Source organism: Rhodobacteraceae bacterium LMO-JJ12 (genome assembly GCA_021555075.1).
Classification (GTDB): domain Bacteria; phylum Pseudomonadota; class Alphaproteobacteria; order Rhodobacterales; family Rhodobacteraceae; genus JAKGBX01.
Genome location: JAKGBX010000002.1, coordinates 535,251 through 553,123 on the forward strand (window position 1 = coordinate 535,251; position 17,873 = coordinate 553,123).

Annotated in this window: 16 protein-coding genes; 3 read left to right on the forward strand and 13 right to left on the reverse strand. The window is 58.1% G+C overall.

The genetic code is table 11. From position 1 onward, the window contains the following. Nucleotides 1-115: 115 nt before the first annotated feature. The 4 genes from LZG00_14605 to LZG00_14620 form a co-directional block, all read right to left on the reverse strand. Complete coding sequence (locus tag LZG00_14605) at nt 116-1,141, reverse strand: hypothetical protein (protein ID MCF3595224.1); 1,026 nt, start codon at nt 1,139-1,141, stop codon at nt 116-118. A gap of 82 nt (nt 1,142-1,223) precedes the next feature. Continuing rightward, nucleotides 1,224-1,415, reverse strand: coding sequence for a DUF2892 domain-containing protein (locus LZG00_14610; GenBank protein MCF3595225.1), 192 nt, complete (start codon nt 1,413-1,415; stop codon nt 1,224-1,226). Nucleotides 1,416-1,768: 353 nt separating this feature from the next. Next, nucleotides 1,769-3,502, reverse strand: a complete 1,734-nt coding sequence (locus tag LZG00_14615) for a TIGR04141 family sporadically distributed protein (GenBank protein MCF3595226.1) — start codon at nt 3,500-3,502, stop codon at nt 1,769-1,771. A 757-nt stretch (nt 3,503-4,259) separates the two neighbouring features. Further along, nucleotides 4,260-5,891 carry an AMP-binding protein gene (locus LZG00_14620; GenBank protein ID MCF3595227.1) on the reverse strand — a complete coding sequence of 544 codons (1,632 nt, stop codon included), beginning with the start codon at nt 5,889-5,891 and terminating at the stop codon, nt 4,260-4,262. A 106-nt stretch (nt 5,892-5,997) separates the two neighbouring features. Between LZG00_14620 and LZG00_14625 the strand changes: the two genes are divergently transcribed. From LZG00_14625 to LZG00_14635, 3 genes are all read left to right on the forward strand, one after another. Continuing rightward, nucleotides 5,998-6,939, forward strand: a complete 942-nt coding sequence (locus LZG00_14625; protein ID MCF3595228.1) for a DMT family transporter — start codon at nt 5,998-6,000, stop codon at nt 6,937-6,939. A gap of 74 nt (nt 6,940-7,013) precedes the next feature. Then, on the forward strand, nt 7,014-7,664 hold the full coding sequence (locus LZG00_14630; protein ID MCF3595229.1) for a sulfotransferase family protein: 651 nt from the start codon (nt 7,014-7,016) through the stop codon (nt 7,662-7,664). A 233-nt stretch (nt 7,665-7,897) separates the two neighbouring features. Continuing rightward, nucleotides 7,898-8,569, forward strand: a complete 672-nt coding sequence (locus LZG00_14635; protein MCF3595230.1) for a Hint domain-containing protein — start codon at nt 7,898-7,900, stop codon at nt 8,567-8,569. Nucleotides 8,570-8,664: 95 nt separating this feature from the next. On the opposite strand, the gene LZG00_14640 is transcribed toward LZG00_14635, so the two are convergent. The 9 genes from LZG00_14640 to LZG00_14680 form a co-directional block, all read right to left on the reverse strand. Continuing rightward, nucleotides 8,665-10,866 carry a 3-hydroxyacyl-CoA dehydrogenase NAD-binding domain-containing protein gene (locus LZG00_14640; GenBank protein ID MCF3595231.1) on the reverse strand — a complete coding sequence of 734 codons (2,202 nt, stop codon included), beginning with the start codon at nt 10,864-10,866 and terminating at the stop codon, nt 8,665-8,667. A gap of 24 nt (nt 10,867-10,890) precedes the next feature. Beyond that, entirely contained in the window at nt 10,891-11,352 is a 462-nt protein-coding gene (locus tag LZG00_14645) for a hypothetical protein (GenBank protein ID MCF3595232.1), read from the reverse strand. Nucleotides 11,353-11,355: 3 nt separating this feature from the next. Continuing rightward, a complete protein-coding gene (locus LZG00_14650) occupies nt 11,356-12,567 on the reverse strand; it encodes an acetyl-CoA C-acetyltransferase (GenBank protein ID MCF3595233.1) in 1,212 nt (403 codons plus the stop codon). Nucleotides 12,568-12,596: 29 nt separating this feature from the next. Beyond that, nucleotides 12,597-13,232, reverse strand: a complete 636-nt coding sequence (locus tag LZG00_14655) for a glutathione binding-like protein (protein MCF3595234.1) — start codon at nt 13,230-13,232, stop codon at nt 12,597-12,599. Between the two features lie 298 nt (nt 13,233-13,530). Then, a complete protein-coding gene (locus LZG00_14660) occupies nt 13,531-14,667 on the reverse strand; it encodes an acyl-CoA dehydrogenase family protein (GenBank protein ID MCF3595235.1) in 1,137 nt (378 codons plus the stop codon). A 26-nt stretch (nt 14,668-14,693) separates the two neighbouring features. After that, entirely contained in the window at nt 14,694-14,906 is a 213-nt protein-coding gene (locus LZG00_14665) for a hypothetical protein (GenBank protein ID MCF3595236.1), read from the reverse strand. Nucleotides 14,907-14,960: 54 nt separating this feature from the next. Then, complete coding sequence (locus LZG00_14670) at nt 14,961-16,736, reverse strand: acyl-CoA dehydrogenase C-terminal domain-containing protein (protein MCF3595237.1); 1,776 nt, start codon at nt 16,734-16,736, stop codon at nt 14,961-14,963. A gap of 52 nt (nt 16,737-16,788) precedes the next feature. Further along, the gene (locus LZG00_14675) at nt 16,789-17,196 is read right to left on the reverse strand and encodes a MerR family DNA-binding transcriptional regulator (protein MCF3595238.1); all 408 of its coding nucleotides are present in this window, start codon (nt 17,194-17,196) and stop codon (nt 16,789-16,791) included. A 101-nt stretch (nt 17,197-17,297) separates the two neighbouring features. After that, complete coding sequence (locus LZG00_14680; GenBank protein MCF3595239.1) at nt 17,298-17,726, reverse strand: MerR family transcriptional regulator; 429 nt, start codon at nt 17,724-17,726, stop codon at nt 17,298-17,300. Nucleotides 17,727-17,873 lie beyond the last annotated feature (147 nt).

Here is a 17,873-nt window from a genome sequence, read left to right on the forward strand (position 1 = left end):
GGTCAAGTATCTAAGTCCAAGTTTTGTGGAAAACGGAACATTCGCTTGCCTCGGCACTTTGGCATTGCCCAAACCAGAACGCGCCGAGACGCACAATTGTATCGGGGTATTCGTTTTAACCACCACAGATGTTTTGCAGTCGAAGCCAGTCTGCATCGGAGATCAGCGGGTCGGAGGTCTGTGCCGCGAATGGATCGGCTTCGATCAGTCCGATGGTGGATTCACCGGTGATATCGCGAGCATAGGCATAAGGCGCGGCCCTTACGGACCAAGCTTCGAACCCCGCCAGAAGCGTGGCATCTGTGAGCGTTTCGGGTGGTGTGGCCAAAAGGGTTTCGCTGTAGGATTTCAGCATCGCATCCGAAACGGCGCCAGTTGTCAGCAGGCGGATCGTGGCGATGGGGCCTGCTTCCTCAAGGAACTGGTGCAGTGGATCGTTCAACTCTGCACGCAGGTGTTCTGCGATAATGAAGCCGGCGGCGACGTCAGGTTCTTCAAAATCCTCGAACAAGGCACGGTTCAAAAGGATGATGCCACCCGGCAGATGTGCGGCCTGCTGGACGCCGCTGCGTAGGGCGATCAGGCGTGCTGGGCCGTTTGGGGACGGTAGCCGCGCCGATAGCCGGGCGAGCGCGGGAAGTGCTTCTTCTTCGTTACAGGGGCGACCGGCAACACGGCGAATCTGGTCCAGAAGGGCTGCGCCGAGCTCCTGACGCTTGACCTCGGGCACCACCGAAACCGTATGATCAAGCACCGCTCCGGGGAGCCAAAACAGGCCGAGTGCCACCACCGCGGTGACGCTCAAAGCCAATGAAACAAGGCGCAACCGGCCCGGATGGGGGCGGGAGCGTTCTACTGCTCCGAGCAGGGTTTCGATGGCCTTGATCATCTCGGCTTCCTCGGCCGGAAGCTCAAGAACTTCGCCGGGGTCGCCGTCGGGGTGATAGATCGCCGGGGTGTGGCCGTGATTCGCCCGCGCGATTGCCGGGATCGACCAATGCGCCAAGGCCTTGTCGTTGGGGTCGGAAATCGTCAGCGTCGCCTCGCCGATCGAGACGATGACTTCACGGCGCTGATGATGCGGCGATGCCCGCCAGAGGCCGCTTGCTTCCAGCCGGTCATATGCGTGGAGTGCTGTCATGTTCGGGCCTGCCCTGCCTCGTTTTCAGGCAAAGATAGCACGGGCAGGCCCAAACGGGCAACGCCGAGTTAACCGCTTGGAATCAGGCGGGTTTGAAGCCCAGTTTGCGCATGATCATGGCCGCCGGGCAAAGACCGGTGAAGGCGGATTGCAAGAGGTTTGCCCCGACGAACACGGTCAGCCAGACGAAGTGCGGCGAGACGGTGACGGTGAGCAGAACGGAGAGCAAAACCATGAAGCCAGCGAAGGCCATGACGGCTTGGGATACGGTCATTTTTACGAGTCCTTATGTTGAATTCGATACCGCGGGCCACCCGCGAATCCTTATTGATATTCAATATATGGAATATTGAATATGACTGCAAGAGCCGTGCTGTTACGAGGGGCCGGATTTCTGAAAGTCTAACGGAGCGTCCAGCAAGGTTAACGCCATGGGGAAGGCCGAATCAGGGGGGTGACTCCCGGCTGACATCCGTCTGACTCCCGGCTGCCGGGGGAAATGGGAGGGGTTAACGGGATTTTAGGTTAATGGGGGGTATGGTGGGGGTAGTTTCGGTCCGTTCCGGGCTTTCGCTGAAGGTCGCAGCACCGCGGTGCAGCTTCCTCTAACCACCTAGTGGAAGCGGCTCAGGCCGCTTTAGGTTTCTTGTTTTTCGAGTAGGCCACCTTCCTAACTGGGACAAAGCTAACGATGATATCTCGAAACTTGCAAACTCGGCGCATGTGATCATGCATGAGCATCATCTCGTATTTCGCGATGAGAGGGATTCCTTCTATGGTGGGAACCATTTCTTTCCAGTCATAGAGTAGCCAAAGACGCACGCGGTAATCATGACCATGAATGGCCTCAATTTCCTCTTTGATATGATCAAGATAGGTCTGTTTCTGCGCGCACGTCGACGCTTCGATGTGCCCCCTGATATCACCGAGAAAAACTTGGTCTTGTAGAAACGCGTCCCCGTAGAACTTAGCTTGCGAGAACAGGTAGTTCATGGACGAAGCATCCTTCAAGGGTTTGCAGTGGACAATATCCACGACACCGTCCTCGAACATTGCCAAGATATCGCAAAATTCTTTGTCTTTCCTTCCAGTGCCGATCTGGAGTTTCGCCCTGTCAAACTTCACCCAGAGGGGGTTTTCCTCGCAGGCCTTGTTGTTGAATATCTCTTCCTTGTTTTTCATGTCCTTATCGTCGTTTATTGGGATGTTCTTGCAGTTATCAGGGCAATCCTCGACCTTCACCTTGTTCTGCAAAAACTCGAGAATTGCGTTGTAGAAGTCGGCCTCAACACGCGCCCAATTGCCATCGACCAAGATAAAGCAAGCATCCCCGATCTTTGCCTCAAAAAGCAAGCAGTCATAAATGGACCACTTCCTGTAGGGTAAGACGCGGTCCTCTTCGAGTGAATAGGCGTAAATTACTTTGTTTTGAAGATACTTGGCGCTGAATTTGTCCATGTCCAAGTGATCATATAGCTGGGTAATATCGAGGTGAGAATACACCCGGTTTTCTTGCTTTTTCTTGTTTGAATAGGAAAAGCTATAGTCGTCGTCTGAGATGAATTCAGGGATACAGAGCTGAAGCTTGTCGAGTTGCTTGTTCCTAAGTGCATTTAACAATGCCGCGTCAAGCTGATCTGCTTCTTCTTCCGTAGCCGGACTGAAATTTCTATAATTTGGGAATTGTGACTTAAAATCTTCTTTTGAATAGGCCGCCAGAAATTCTTTACACTGGTCAATTAGCTTTTCCCAAGTCAGCTTGTCCTTGCCAAGAACTTTGATGGTCAGCCGATCTTTCCCTTGCAGCGTTATGAGGTTGTTGCCCTTCATGTGGGCGGAAATGTATTTCAGGTCCTCGGCTTCGCTCAGGCCGAAGACAAACGAATCAGAAGGCCTACTAACTTGCCGATCTATTTGTGTCGTAGTGATCGTGTTGCTCTGGCTTTTGGTCTGCCGGATTTCTTCGTTGCCGCACATGTTCATCGCCGTGCGAATTCCAAAATCGTTTTCCAGCCGTTTTTTGTCCAGTAAGCTGGCAGATGATCGTCCGAAGGCGGCTACGAGCAGGCGGTTATCTACCGCTACCATCAGAACGCCGTTGGGGTTTTTACTAACCGCGCTAAAAGAAAACTTGTCTTCGATTTGCGTGTTAACAAAATCTAGCCATTTCGGGTTCTTCTTGTAGCTAGTGGTCTCGAAATAAATAAACCGGCAGCTGGCATCTCCAACCTCAATTTCGAGTTGGGAGAACTTGTCACGCTTCTCCGGATTGGCCTCGGCATCCAGCACCGTGTCGAAGGTGCTTTCCGGCTTGGCTAGGAAAAAAGATACCTGTGATATTTCGTGATCTTTATCGTCCAAGTTGAACCTCTCTAAACTCCACGCTTCCAATTTGGATCACATTTTGTGCTCACTATATATATCAATAATTCGCCTTTTATGCTAGTTTTTTGAATTGCGCCTAACGTCGCGGATCTTAACCTTAGATTACATTTTCGATAAGAATGCAGCGAAGATCCACTTCCCGCCCGCCGTGTCAAAAAACCGTCAACTAACCCCAAGCTTCTGCAATCAACCTGAATCCCACTCCCCCGTGCGGAATCAAGGCCGCAGGCCGCCGCGCATCGCCGGGCCGTCCCCCGGCACGGCGATTTGGTGAGGCCTGCGCGGGCCTCCGAGGTTTGCGGACTTGGCGGGATAAACTGCCCTATTTAGAGGGAGGGTCGCCGCACCACGGCCCTGCGCTGCGCGGCTTGGGTGCGGTGTCATCCCCGGAAGCCTGCGCGGGCCGTCAGGGTTGGCGGATGTGGCGGGATAAACTGCCCCAGTTAGAGGGAGGGTCGCCGCACCACGGCCCTGCGCTGCGCGGCTTGGGTGCGGTGTCAGCCCCGGAGGCCCGCGCGGGCCTTCGAGGTTTGCGGATTTGGTGGGATAGGCTGCCCCATTTAGAGGGAGGATCGCCGCACCACGGCCCTGCGCTGCGCGGCTTGGGAGCGGTGTCAGCACCGGAGGCCTGCGCGGGCCATCCGGGGTTTGCGGGTTTGGTGGGATAGGCTGCCCCATTTAGAGGGAGGGTCGCCGCGCCACGGCCCTGCGCTGCGCGGCTTGGGGCTGTCGCTCAATCCTCCGTCGCGAGCTTTCTCAGTTCGAATTTCTGGATCTTGCCGGTCGAGGTTTTGGGGAGTTCGATGAAGCGCACCTCTTTGGGGGTTTTGAAGCCGGCAAGGCGCGCACGGGCGAAGCTGATGATCTCTTCGGGGGTGACTTCGACGTCGGCTTTCAGCTCAATAAAGGCGCAGGGCACTTCGCCCCATTTCTCATCGGGTTTGGCGACCACGGCGCAGAGCGAGACGGCGGGGTGTTTCATCAGCACGCCTTCGATTTCGACCGAGGAGACATTCTCGCCTCCCGAGATGATGATGTCTTTCGAGCGGTCGAGGATTTTCATGTAGGTGTCGGGGAATTGCGCGGCGAGGTCGCCGGTATGGAAATAGCCGCCTGCAAAGGCTTCGGCGGTGGCCTGGGGGTTCTTGAGGTAGCCTTTCATCACGCCATTGCCGCGAAACATGATCTCGCCCTGGGTTTTGCCATCCATCGGCACCTGGCGCATCGAAATCGGGTCGAGCACGGTGTTCTCTTCGATCATCGGCATCGAGACGCCGGTGCGGGCCTTGATCTCGTAGCGTTCCTCATCCGGGCGGTCGTTCCATTCGGGTTTCCACATGCATTCGGCGCCGGGGCCGTAGACTTCGGTGAGGCCGTAGACTTGCGTGACGTTGAAGCCCAGAGGTTCGATCGCGCGCAGGGTTGCGGCGGGGGGCGGGGCACCGGCGGTGAAGACTTCGACGGTGTGATCGAAGGGGCGGCGTTCGGTGTCGTGGGCGTTGACGATGGCGTTGAGAACGATGGGTGCGCCGCCGAAATGGGTGACGCCTTCGTCGGCGATGGCGTTGTAGATGTTGGCGGCGGTGATGTCGCGGCAACAGACCACGGTGCCGCCCAGAAGCGGCATCATCCAGGTGTGGCACCAGCCGTTGCAATGAAACAGCGGCACGATGGTGAGATAGACGGGGCGCAGGGTGAGTTGCCAGCTGACCACCTGACCGAAGGTGGAGAGCATGGCGCCGCGGTGATGATAGACGACGCCCTTGGGTTTGCCGGTAGTGCCGGAGGTGTAGTTGAGGGCGATGGATTCCCATTCGTCCTCGGGCATGATCCATTTGAAATCGGGATCGCCTTGGGCAAGCAGGTCTTCGTATTCGAGATGATCGCCGGTGGCGGGGAAGCCTGCGGACGGGTCGGCCACTTCGATGATTTGGGGGGCGGGGGTTTCGAGCGTGGCGATGGCTTCAAGCGTGACGGGCAGGAAGGCGGTATCGACCAGCACGACCTTGGCCTCGCCGTGACCAAGGATATAGCTGATCGTGCCGGGATCGAGGCGGGTGTTGATCGCGTTGAGGACGCCACCGCAGGCGGGCACGCCGAAATGGGCTTCGGCATGGGCGGGCAGGTTGGGGAGGACGGTGGCGACGACATCGCCGGGCTCAATGCCCAGACCGGCAAGGGCCGAGGCGAGGCGCGAAACACGGGCGTGATATTCGGCGTAGGTCTTGCGATGCTGGGTGCCATAGGCCACGGCAAGCTGATCACCAAAGAGGTGGCGCGCACGGTTCAGGTGGCTGAGCGGGGTCAGGGGCGCGTAGTTGGCAGCGGTTTTCTCAAGTCCGGTTTCGTCTTTCAGCCAGCCCATTTGCTGTCCTCCGTAAATTCATGCATGCAATATCGGTTCCAAGACAGAATATTGCGCGTTAAACGAATTGGAAAGAAGTCGAAAATCCCCAAAGGCCGCAGAAAAAATGCACCGACCCGCCACAACCCAGCCAATCGGGGCCGTGCTGTTTATCCTGACGGGGATGATGCTTATCGGGTTTGTCGATAACTTCATCGCGCCGCTGGCCGAACACATCGGGCTTTGGCAGTTCCTGTTCATGCGGATGATCCTGACCTTACCATTGCTGGCTGTGGCGTCCTGGATGGGGGCGGGTGCGTTGCGGGCGCGCAGTTGGGCGCGGGTGGTGCTGCGCAGTTTTCTGATTGCCGCCGCGATGGTGCTCTATTTCGGGGCCTTGGCCTTCATGAGCATGGGCGAGGCGCTGGCCGGGCTTTTTACCAGCCCGATTTTCATCCTGTTGATCTCGGTATTCTTCTTGCGGGTGCAGATCGGGGTTTGGCGCGTGTTGGCGGTGGCGATTGGGTTTGGTGGGGTGCTGTTCGTGCTGCAACCGGGGGGCGCGGATTTTTCGCTTATGATGCTCATGCCGGTGGCCGGGGGGTTGCTTTATGCCTTGGGCAATCTGGCGACGCGGTATCTTTGTGCAGAGGAAAGCACGCTGGTGATGCTGGCGGGGATATTTGTCTTGCAGGGGGTCATGGGTGCATTTGCGATGATCGGTTTGGCGTTGATTGGTGTCGAGGCGCCGGGTGGTGGTGAGGGGTTCTTGCTGCGCGGGTGGGCCTGGCCGCCGGACGGGGCGGTTTGGCCATACATGGCGTTGCAGGTGTTTGGCTCGCTCGCCGGGCTTTATTGCGTGATCCGGGCCTATCAATGGGGCGAGGCAAGCCATGTGTCGGTATTTGAATATTCGATCATGGTGTTTGGGCCGGGTTTTGCCTTTGTGCTGTTCGGCGCGACATTGAGTGGGCTGCAATTGGTCGGGGTGGCGATGATCATTGTGGCGGGTGCGATTATCGCGATGCGTTCAGCCAAGGACGCAGAGATAGAGAGTAAGGCGGTGTGATGCCCGCATTGGCGTGCCGGGTGTCTGTCGGAAGAGGTCTTTCGAAGGCGTTTGTAAGAGGGTAGCGTCCGAGCATGATCATCTCGCCCGGGCGCAATTATATCTTTGTGCATATTCCCAAGACCGGCGGCACCTCATTGGCGCTGGCGCTGGAGGGGCGTGCGATGAAGGATGACATCATGCTGGGGGATACGCCCAAGGCGCAGAAGCGCCGCCGACGGTTGAAGGATGTCAAAGCGCATGGGCGGCTTTGGAAGCATTCGACCTTGGGTGATATCGAGGGGCTTGTGAGCCGGGATCAGATCGGTGGCATGTTTGTTTTCACGCTGGTGCGCAACCCGTGGGACCGGATGGTGAGCTATTATCACTGGCTGCGCGAACAGAGCTTTGAGCATGACGCGGTGCGCAAGGCCAAGACGCTGGATTTCAGCGGCTTTGTAAATGATGCGGGGATCGGGCGAAGTTTTCAGGCCAATCCTTATTCTCAGTATGTGACGGATAGCGCGGGTGTGGCGCAGAAAGCGCTTTATATCCGGCTGGAGCATTTTGAAGAAGATTCAACGCCGCTCTGGGAGCATCTGGGGTTCCGGTTGGACATGCCGCGCGAGAATGTCTCGGGGCGGGCGCGCGATTATCGCACGTATTACTCGGAAAGTGATTCGGGCAGAGTTGCCTCAATTTGTGCTGAAGATATCGAAAAGTTTAATTATCGATTCAGTGATTAGACGAGATTGCCTGCTGGTTGGCGGGCAATCATGTCGGTTCCCCATTAATTGTTTCCAGTACGAGAACAGTGCCATTTTTTGGCCGCGTCTCGGCCCAAGGCCCGGCACGAGATGCACGGCAAATTAACATTAATGAAACGTGAAAAAGCCGCCTGCCAACGGCTGACGGGTAGAAACCTGGGGAGGTGAAGATGTTTGGATGGAATGGGACAAATCGCCAGAAGACCAGGCGGATGAGTGATGCAACCGGCACCTATGATGGCGGGAACACGGGTGTGATGACGGGAATTATCGTGGGCACCCGTGTTGCCACGTCGATGGGATGGCGCGATGTGGGCGCGATTCAGGAAGGCGACATGGTGTTGACCTTTGATGGCGGCCTGCAACCCGTGACCGGCGTTCGGCGCAGAGCGATGTGGAGTGGTGCAGGTGCCTGCCCGCCCGCGTTCTGGCCGCTGGTGATCCCGGCGGGGGCGTTGGAAAATGCCAAGGCGATGCGGCTTTTGCCGCGGCAGGGCGTCATGTTGGAAAGCGATGTGGCCGAGGAGGTTCTGGGCGATCCTTTTGCCTTGATCCCGGCCGCCGCGCTGGACGGCGTGAGCGGGATCGAGCGGGTGTTTCCCAACGATCCGGTGGATGTGATTGTGCTGTCGTTTGAGACCGATCAGGTGGTTTTTGCAGAGCAGGGGGCGCTGTTGTTCTGTCCAGCTGGAGGTGATCTGGTTCAGGCGGCTCTGAGTGCGCCGGAGAGGGCGGTGAACCAGTGCAGTTACGAGATGCTGCCTGCGACAAGTGCAGTGCATCTGGCCCGTGGTTTGGAAGCGCGGGGTGCGAGTGAAGGCTGTCTTGAGAGATTTCGGGCAGCGCTTTGTGGGTGCAGTTCTGAGGGTTGTGTCGCGGCTTGACCCCCACGGTCGTTTGCGACTGTCAGAACAAGGGAAGGGCGCGCCGGGAGGACGCGCCCTTTTCTGTTTTACCTGATGGTTGGGCCAAGCCCGGCTCAGGCGGCCTTGGCAGATTCGGGGCCAAAGCGGCCATAGAAGGTCTGGTTCTTCTCGGCCATTTCCTTGAGCAGCGCGGGCGGTGTGAAGCGCGGGCCGAACTTGGCGGCGAGTTGTTCACAGCGTTCCACGGCATAGGGCGCGCCGATGATGTCGAGCCAGGAGAACGGGCCACCCGATGAGGGCGCAAAGCCCCAGGCCAGCACGGCGCCGACATCGCCTTCGCGGATGTCTTCCAGCACGCCTTCTTCCAGAGCTTTGACGGCTTCGAGCACTTGCGCGAACATCAGACGGTCCTGCACTTCTTGCAGGTCGGGCTGTTCTTCGGCCAGCGGGTATTTGTCCTCGATGCCCTTCCAGTAGCCCAAACGTTTGCCGTTTTCGTCATAGTCGAAGTAACCGGCTTTTGATTTGCGGCCCAAGCGGCCCTGATCTTCGAGCCAGGTGATCAGGTTGTCGGCCTCGGAAGCGGGGTATTCGTTGCCCATGGCTTCTTTGGTGGCACGCATGATCTTGGTCGCCAGATCAATCGAGGTTTCATCGCCCAGCTGGACCGGCCCAACGGGGAAGCCGAGCTGTTTTGCAGCGTGGTCGATCAGCGGCATGGTCACGCCTTCGGTGATCATGCGGTTGGCCTCGTTTCCGTAAGGAATGATGCAGCGGTTGCAGTAGAAGAAGCGCGCATCATTGACCACGATCGGGGTCTTGCGGATCTGGCGGACATAATCGAGCGCCTTGGCGACGGCACGCGGGCCGGTCTCTTTGCCCTTGATGATCTCGACGAGGAACATCTTCTCGACCGGTGAGAAGAAGTGGATGCCGATGAATTGTTCGGGGCGTTTGGAGGCCTTGGCAAGTCCGGTGATCGGCAGGGTCGAGGTGTTGGAGGCGAAGATGCAATCCTCGGGGATCACAGCTTCGACCTTCTGGGTCATCTCGGCCTTGACCTTGGGGTCTTCGAACACGGCTTCGATGATCAGATCACAGCCGCTCAATTTGGAGAGATCGGCTGTGGCGGTGATCTGTGCCAGCAATGCCTCTTTCTTCTCTTCGGTGGCTTTGCCGCGCTTGATGCCCTTGTCCATGTAAGTGGCGGAATAGGATTTGCCGCGTTCGGCGGTTTCGTCGTCACGGTCGATCAGAACGACCTCCATTCCGGCCTGCGCGCTGACCAAAGCGATGCCCGCGCCCATCATGCCAGCACCGAGAACGCCGATCTTCTTGACCTTCTGGTCGGGGATGTCCTTGGGCCGAACGGCGCCTTTTTCCAGCGCTTCCTTGTTGACGAAGAGGGTGCGCATCATCGCCGAAGACGACGGGTTGAGCAGGATGTTGGTGAACCAGCGGGCTTCGATCCGCAGCGCGGTATCGAACGGCACCTGCGCACCTTCATAGACCGCCGACAACAGCGCTTTGGCTGCGGGGAAGGCGCCTTGGGTCTTGCCGTGCACCATCGCCGAAGCACCCACGAAGGTCATGAAGCCAGCAGGATGATAGGGCGTGCCGCCGGGCATTTTATAACCCTTGGCGTCCCATGGTTTGACCAGATCGGCGTCTTTGGCGTTGAGCACCCAGTCGCGGGCCGCCGCAACCGGATCGTCAGCCACTTCGTCAACCAGACCGGCCTTTTGCGCCTTTTCGGGCGAGACCATCTTGCCTTCCAGCAGGAAGGGCGATGCGCCCATCGCGCCAAGCTTGCGCACAAGACGCGTGGTGCCACCCGCGCCGGGGAAAATGCCGACCATGATTTCGGGCAGGCCGATTTTGGCCTTGGGGTTGTTGGCGACAAAGATGCGATGGGTGGCCAGCGGCAGTTCAAGACCGATGCCCGCCGCCGTACCGGGAAGGGCGGCCGCAATCGGTTTGCCACCTTTCTTGGTTTTGAAGTCCATGCCCGCGAGTTCGATCTTGCGCAACAGGCCATGCATCTGCATGACGCCATCGAACAGGCCCTTGGCGGGATCGTCGCCTGCGTTGGTCTTCATGTCGGCCAGCGCGTTGAGGTCCATGCCGCCGGCGAAATCCTTCTTGCCGGAGGTGATGACGATGCCTTTTACGGCGTCATCGGCAAGCGCGTCGTCGATACATTTGTCGAGTTCGAGAAGCGCGTCGGTGCGCATCACGTTCATGGTGGCGCCGGGCACGTCCCAAGTGATCGTGGCGATGCCTTCGGCATCCTTTTTCATGGTGAAATCAGTCATATTAGCCTCCGTTGGGCTTTGTTTTCATGTGTCAGTCGGGCTTGTGGGCAGGTCGAAATCGCCATCTGCGATTCCGCCTTTGCCCAAAGTCCAGTTGATATGTCCGAGCGAGCTCTGAATCCGGGCGAACCGGACCGCACCATCTTGATCGCGCCGCATCGTTATCACCGTGGTAAACGGGCGTACCACCCGCGTGCCGCCTGAAAGAACATGCATCCGACAGACGATGATCGTGCTGTTCGGGTCTGGATGTTCTTCATCAAGCACCTCGCGAAAGATGTCGGTGATCGAATGCAGTGCGACATGATCGCAATAGAGATCAAAATCCTGGCGCAGTTCTTCGACGGTTTCCAGACGATAGGGCGTACCACCGCGCGGTTCGAGCTCGACCGGCAGGGAAATGACCTGCTGATAAAGCTCGAAGTCGCGGGTGGTGAGCGCCTTTGTCAGGCGATCACCCAGATCGAGGAAAACCGCCGCATCCATTGATCAGACCCGTTCAAGAATAGTTGCGGCACCCATGCCGGAACCAATGCAGAGCGTTGCGAGGCCAAGCTCCTTGTCAGAGCGCTCAAGCTCATCGATCAGCGTGCCGAGGATCATCGCACCGGTGGCACCCAACGGATGACCCATGGCAATCGCGCCGCCGTTGACGTTCACCTTGTCATGATCGACGTTGAACGCCTGTTCAAACCGCATCACCACCGAGGCGAAGGCTTCGTTGACCTCAAAAAGGTCGATGTCGCCGATTTTCATGCCGCTGTCGCGCAGGATTTTTTCGGTCACGGGGACCGGACCGGTCAACATGATGGTCGGGTCGGTGCCGATCTTGGCAGTGGCGCGGATGCGTGCACGCGGCTTGAGGCCATATTGTTCGCCGAACGCCTTGTTGCCGATCAGAACCGCCGCAGCACCATCAACGATGCCCGACGAGTTGCCCGCATGGTGGATGTGATTGATACGCTCAAGTTCGGGGTATTTCAGCAGGGCAACATTGTCGAAACCCGGCATCATTTCACCGATTTGCTGAAACGCTGGTTTCAGGGCGCCAAGCGTCTGCATATCCGTGCTGGGGCGCATGTATTCGTCATGATCAAGGATCGACAGGCCGTTCACATCGTGCACTCCGACGATGGAGCGGGCAAAACGGTTGTCGTCCCACGCGGCCTTGGCGCGCTTTTGCGACTCGACAGCCATGGCGTCGGCCTCATCGCGCGAGAAGCCGAATTTGGTGGCGATGATGTCGGCGCCGATACCTTGTGGAACGAAGTATTGCTCAAATGCGATTTGAGGATCGACGGCAATGGCACCACCGTCGCTGCCCATGGGCACGCGGCTCATGCATTCTACGCCACCGGCGATATAGGCATTGCCCGCGCCGCCGCGCACCTGGTTGGCGGCGACGTTGACGGCTTCTAGCCCGGAAGCGCAGAAGCGGTTGATCGACAGGCCGGGGATCGACTCGTCAAGGTCCGAGGCGAGAACGGCGGTGCGCGCGAGGCATGCACCTTGTTCGCCGACCTGGGTGACATTGCCCCAGATCACGTCCTCAACGGCGTGACCTTCAAGATCGTTGCGCTCTTTCAAGGCGTTGAGCGCGACGGCGGAAAGCCGCGCGGCGGTCACTTCGTGCAGGCTGCCATCGGGGCGGCCCTTGCCGCGCGGGGTGCGCACGGAGTCATAGATATAGGCGTCGGTCATTTTGGTAGTCTCCTTGGTCTAGGTCCGGGTCAGGCGCGGTCTGCGGGGCTGCCGGGCATCAGGTCATAGGGGTGTTTCCATCCGGGGGTGTTTTCGATGTTCGAAAGCCACCGGTCGATATTGGGCCAATCCTTGCGCTCGAACCCAAAGGGTTCGGGGTAAAAGAGATAGCCGCAGCAGGAAAGATCGGCATTGGTCAGCCCGTCGCCGACGATCCAGTCGCGGCCCGCGAGATGGGCATCGAGCGTGGCATAGACGGGTTTGAGGCGGCCCTGCATGAACCCGATAACCTCCTGCGGGCGTTTGTCTTCGGGCAGGAAGTTCATCAGGAAGCGCAGCAGTCCGGCCTGCGAGCTGAGCTTGTGATTGTCCCACAGCACCCAGCGGAAGATTTCGTAATTCTCGTCGCGGTCCTTGCCGCCGAACTTGCCCGATTTCTCGGTCACATAGGCCTGGATCGCGCCGGATTGCGAGGTCTTGAAGTCGCCATCTTCGAGACAGGGCGCTTCGCCCATCTCGTTCTGGGCGCGAAATTCGGGGCTGCGCGTGGCGCCGGCGAAGAAATCGACAAAGACCGGCTCCCAGTCGAGGCCGCTGAGTTCGAGCGCGAGCGCGGCCTTGTAGGAATTGCCGGACTCGCCGAAGCAGTGAAGTTTGATGGTCATGCGCGTCTCCTTTTGACAAACGAAAGAGCGGGGGTTTTGCACCCCCGCACCCCCGCAGGATATTTGTAGCAAGATGAATTAGTGCGTCTTAACTCGGTTTTAACTTTGAAACGTTTTACTGGTATGTGCGTCACAGGCTGGGAAGCCGATGGGCGTGCAAGGTGAAGCCCCGCTTTTTGGCGCCGTGGCGCCTGAGGCAGCAAGGCGCAGAAAGCGGGGTGAGACCGTTGTTCATCTTGCCCTAAATATCCCCGCCGGAGGCTCCCTTTGATCACAAGGAGGACTGGCTTTACAAACATCACAGCGACCTCGATATCAGTTCTTTCATGATCTCGTTGGTGCCGCCATAGATGCGCTGCACCCTCGCGTCGGACCACATTTCTGCGACGGCGTATTCCTGCATGAAGCCATAGCCGCCATGTAACTGCACGCATTCGTCCAGCACTTCGCCTTGGGTGTCGGTGAGCCAGTATTTGGCCATGGCCGCCTTTTCGACGGTCAATTCGCCGCGCATGTGCTCAACGATGCATTCATCAAGGAAGGCGCGCCCGATGGTGAGTTTGGTTTTGCACTCGGCCAGTTTGAAGCGGGTGTTTTGGAACTGCATGATCGGGCCGCCGAAGGCTTCGCGGGTGTTGCAGTATTCGATCGTGCGCTCAAGTGCGCCCTGCATTGCGCCGACGGCGCCGCAGCCGATGATCAGGCGCTCTTGGGGCAATTGCTGCATCATCTGGTAAAATCCTCGGCCTTCTTCGAGGCCAAGAATGTTTTCGGGCGGGATTTCGACGTTATCGAAGAACAGTTCGGACGTGTCTGCGGCGTGCATGCCAATCTTGTCGAGGTTGCGCCCGCGAGTGAAGCCTTCGACCTTGTCGGCTTCGACAACGACGAGCGAGACACCTTTGGAGCCTGCGGTGGGATCGGTTTTGGCGGCGACGATGATCAGGTCGGCGTGCTGGCCGTTGGAGATGAATGTTTTCTGACCTGACAGGCGGTAGGAGTTGCCCTCTTTGATCGCCTTGGTCTTGATCGCCTGTACGTCCGAACCGGTGGAAGGTTCTGTCATCGCCAATGCGCCGACCATTTCGCCGCTGACCATCTTGGGCAGCCAGCGTAGTTTTTGCTCTTCGGTGCCATAGGCGAGGATGTAATGCGCGACGATGCCGGAATGGATCGGGTTGCCCCAGGAGGCGAGGTTGGCGCGGGGGTGTTCCATCATCACTACGGCTTCGTGGCCGAAATCGCCGCCGGGGCCGCCGTATTCTTCGGGGATGGAGGGGCAGAGCAGACCCAGCGCGCCAGCTTCGTTCCAGGCGGAGCGGTCCATCTGGCCTTGCTGGCGCCAGCGCTCAAAACGCGGTGCCCATTCATCGTTGATAAACTTCGCCGTCATGTCGGCGAGCATTTTGTGTTCTTCGGTCATCCAGGACGACATGTTGGATTCCCCCCCCTTCTTAGTAGTCAGCGTTTTCGAGCATCCAGTTCGGAATTGAAGAGCCTGAGCCGCGCGGTCAGATTCTCGTGGTTCATCACACTCTCAAAGTTCTCGAACAGGAAGCTCAGTGCTTCGCCTTCATCAAGCCCGGCCTCAGCTGCGAAGCGCTTGAGCCGCCTGTAGCCATCCTCTGTCATGGCGCAGGGGAAACGGCGGGTCAGACGGAAGCGTTTGGGCATGGGCCCCTCCGGTTTGAGCAAATGAAGGGTGGGCAAATAGCCCACCCTTGCGCATTAGAACTGGTCAGCGGCCAGCGACATCACCGGATCGGCGCCGGATTCGATCCGGGCGAGATGCATGGCGGTGGCCGGCAGGCGGCGTGCCATATAGTAGCGCCCGGTGGCGAGCTTTGTCTCGTAGAACGTCGGGTCCGAAGTGCCCGAGGCCAGCGCTTCGAGCGAGGCCTTGGCCATACGGCCCCACATCAGCCCCAGGCAGACATGGCCGAAGAGGTGCATGAAGTCGTTTGAGCCCGAGAGCGCGGCGTTGGGGTTTTTCATCCCTTGCTGCATAAAGAACATGCCCGCGGATTGAAGATGCTTGGAGGCAGTCTTGAGCGATTCAACGAACGGCTCCATGCCTTCGACATCCTTGTTCTCGGTGCAGAAATTCTTGACCATCTCAAAGAAGGCCATGACGTGTTTGCCGCCGTCCTGGGCCAGCTTGCGACCGACAAGATCGAGCGCCTGAACGCCGTTGGCACCTTCATAGATCATGGCGATGCGGGCATCGCGGGTGAACTGGCTCATGCCGTGTTCTTCGATATATCCGTGGCCGCCATAGACCTGTTGGGCCTGTACGGTCATGTCGTAGCCTTCGTCGGTCAGGAAGCCTTTGATGACGGGGGTGAGCAGCGAGATCAGGCCGTCGGCCTCCTTGTCGCCGGAGCGGTGGGCCTGATCAATCAGGTTGGCGCCCCAGAGGATGAAGGCGCGCGCACCCTCAACAAAGCTTTTCTGATCCATCAGCGAGCGGCGGATATCGGGATGAACGATCAGCGGATCGGCGGGGCCATCGGGGTTTTCAGCGCCCGTTACGGCACGCCCCTGAAGGCGGTCTTTGGCGTATTCAACGGCGTTCTGATAGGCGACTTCGGCCTGCGAAAGCCCCTGCATGCCAACGCCAATGCGGGCCTCGTTCATCATGGTGAACATGGCGCGCATGCCCTTGTTTTCTTCGCCCAGAAGATAACCGGTCGCTTCGTCATAGTTGAGCACGCAGGTCGAGTTGCCGTGGATGCCCATTTTCTTTTCGATATTGCCGACGCTGACGCCATTGCGTTGACCCATCGCGCCATCGTCGTCGACCAGGAATTTCGGCACGATGAAGAGCGACACGCCCTTGATGCCTTCGGGGCCGCCGGGGATTTTGGCTAGAACGAGGTGGACGATGTTCTCGGCCAGGTCGTGATCACCAGACGAGATGAAGATTTTCTGGCCGGAGATTTTGTAGCTGCCGTCGTCTTGCGGTTCGGCTTTGGAGCGCATCAGGCCGAGATCGGTGCCGCAATGCGGTTCGGTCAGGTTCATCGTGCCGGTCCATTCGCACGACACCATTTTGGGCAGCCATTTCTGTTTCTGTGCATCGGTGCCATGGGCCAGAATGGCCGCGGCGGCGCCGTGGGTGAGGCCCTGATACATGGTGAAGGCCTGATTTGCGGCCGAGAACATCTCGCCTACTGCGGTGCCCAAAACGTAGGGCATGTTCTGACCGCCAAATTCTTCGGGCATATCAAGCCCGGTCCAGCCACCCGCCTTGACTTGCTCAAAGGCGTCTTTGAAGCCGGTGGGCGTGTAGACCTTGCCATTCTCCAACCGGCAACCTTCGTGATCGCCGACCACGTTCAACGGGGCGATGACATCGGAGGTGAGTTTGCCCGCCTCTTCCAGAACGGCAGAGGTGAAATCGGGTTCAAGTTCGTCATAGCCGGGGATGTCGGATTTCGAAACTTTCAGAACATCATGCAGCACAAAAGCCAGGTCTTTGGTCGGAGCGGTATAAATGGGCATGGGAAGACTCTCTGTTGTGGTCTTTGAATCGGTGTTTTCGAAAGCGTCGGCTTTATTCAGCGGCGCTTTTTTCGGTGGTCATGGAGGCGAGAACCTTCTCGCCCCATGTCAGTTGCTCGCGCAGATCGGCGATGGCTTCGTTCAGCTCATCGCGTTGCGTTTCCATGTCGTTCAACCGCTCTCTGGCGATTTCGAAGGTGCGCACGAGTTGGGTCTGTTGTTGATCGCCGATATCGTAGAGTTCGAGCAACTGGCGGATCTCTTCGAGGGAGAAACCAAAACGCTTGCCGCGCAGGATCAGCTTGAGGCGGGCGCGGTCGCGTTTGGTGAACAGCCGTTTCTGGCCTTCGCGGATCGGAAAGAGCAGCTCTTTGGATTCATAAAAGCGCAGGGTGCGTGGCGTTACGTCGAACGCATCGCACATCTGGCGGATCGTCATTGTCTCGTCTGTATCAGGCATCAGGTTGCATCCGGTTTTTTCAATCGGTGATGCCCTGCAAATGGGGATGAAGCCGAGTCGATGCAAGGATAAGTTGACGTTGACGTAAGTCTAACGTCACGTCACTTCCAGCCATCCTCAAGCTTGGGGCGCCATTCATCGCCGATATCGCCACCGCTCTCTTCAAGCTCGATCAACTTGGCCGAGCGGTCGCGGGATTCTTCCAGTGTCTCGATGGCGTCCTGAAGTTCGGCGAGCTGGGTGCGCAGCACTTCAAGTTGGTTATTGGCGGATTTCACCCATGATTTGCGCGCGTGATATCCGTCTTTTTCATAGATCAGCAACCACTGGCGGATGCCTTCGAGCTGAAACCCCCATTTGCGGCCTCGCAGAATGAGAATCATACGCTCGATTTCGCGCGTGCCATAGAAGCGGGCACGTCCTTCACGCTCGGGCTGCAACAGCTCGATGTATTCGTAGTAGCGCAATGTACGGGGTGTGACGTCAAATCGTTCACACATTTCTTTGAAAGACAGGCGAATGTCAGCCATTAAATTCTCCCTTGCGCAAAGGGTAAATTGTCTGGAGCCTGAGGGCAACCGCATAGCCGCCTTCGGGGGGGCGAGATTTCTGCGGCGCAGTAACTGCGTTTCTGCACCAGCAACAAGGGGTGGGGCGAGGGCGATGGCGCAATATTT

Bases quoted from the DNA above. Each gene is read 5' to 3' on its own strand.
- LZG00_14605 (MCF3595224.1), bottom strand. From the start codon at position 1,141: ATGACAGCACTCCACGCATATGACCGGCTGGAAGCAAGCGGCCTCTGG.
- LZG00_14610 (MCF3595225.1), bottom strand. From the start codon at position 1,415: ATGACCGTATCCCAAGCCGTCATGGCCTTCGCTGGCTTCATGGTTTTG.
- LZG00_14620 (MCF3595227.1), bottom strand. From the start codon at position 5,891: ATGGGCTGGCTGAAAGACGAAACCGGACTTGAGAAAACCGCTGCCAAC.
- LZG00_14625 (MCF3595228.1), top strand. From the start codon at position 5,998: ATGCACCGACCCGCCACAACCCAGCCAATCGGGGCCGTGCTGTTTATC.
- LZG00_14630 (MCF3595229.1), top strand. From the start codon at position 7,014: ATGATCATCTCGCCCGGGCGCAATTATATCTTTGTGCATATTCCCAAG.
- LZG00_14635 (MCF3595230.1), top strand. From the start codon at position 7,898: ATGAGTGATGCAACCGGCACCTATGATGGCGGGAACACGGGTGTGATG.
- LZG00_14640 (MCF3595231.1), bottom strand. From the start codon at position 10,866: ATGACTGATTTCACCATGAAAAAGGATGCCGAAGGCATCGCCACGATC.
- LZG00_14645 (MCF3595232.1), bottom strand. From the start codon at position 11,352: ATGGATGCGGCGGTTTTCCTCGATCTGGGTGATCGCCTGACAAAGGCG.
- LZG00_14650 (MCF3595233.1), bottom strand. From the start codon at position 12,567: ATGACCGACGCCTATATCTATGACTCCGTGCGCACCCCGCGCGGCAAG.
- LZG00_14655 (MCF3595234.1), bottom strand. From the start codon at position 13,232: ATGACCATCAAACTTCACTGCTTCGGCGAGTCCGGCAATTCCTACAAG.
- LZG00_14660 (MCF3595235.1), bottom strand. From the start codon at position 14,667: ATGTCGTCCTGGATGACCGAAGAACACAAAATGCTCGCCGACATGACG.
- LZG00_14665 (MCF3595236.1), bottom strand. From the start codon at position 14,906: ATGCCCAAACGCTTCCGTCTGACCCGCCGTTTCCCCTGCGCCATGACA.
- LZG00_14670 (MCF3595237.1), bottom strand. From the start codon at position 16,736: ATGCCCATTTATACCGCTCCGACCAAAGACCTGGCTTTTGTGCTGCAT.
- LZG00_14675 (MCF3595238.1), bottom strand. From the start codon at position 17,196: ATGCCTGATACAGACGAGACAATGACGATCCGCCAGATGTGCGATGCG.
- LZG00_14680 (MCF3595239.1), bottom strand. From the start codon at position 17,726: ATGGCTGACATTCGCCTGTCTTTCAAAGAAATGTGTGAACGATTTGAC.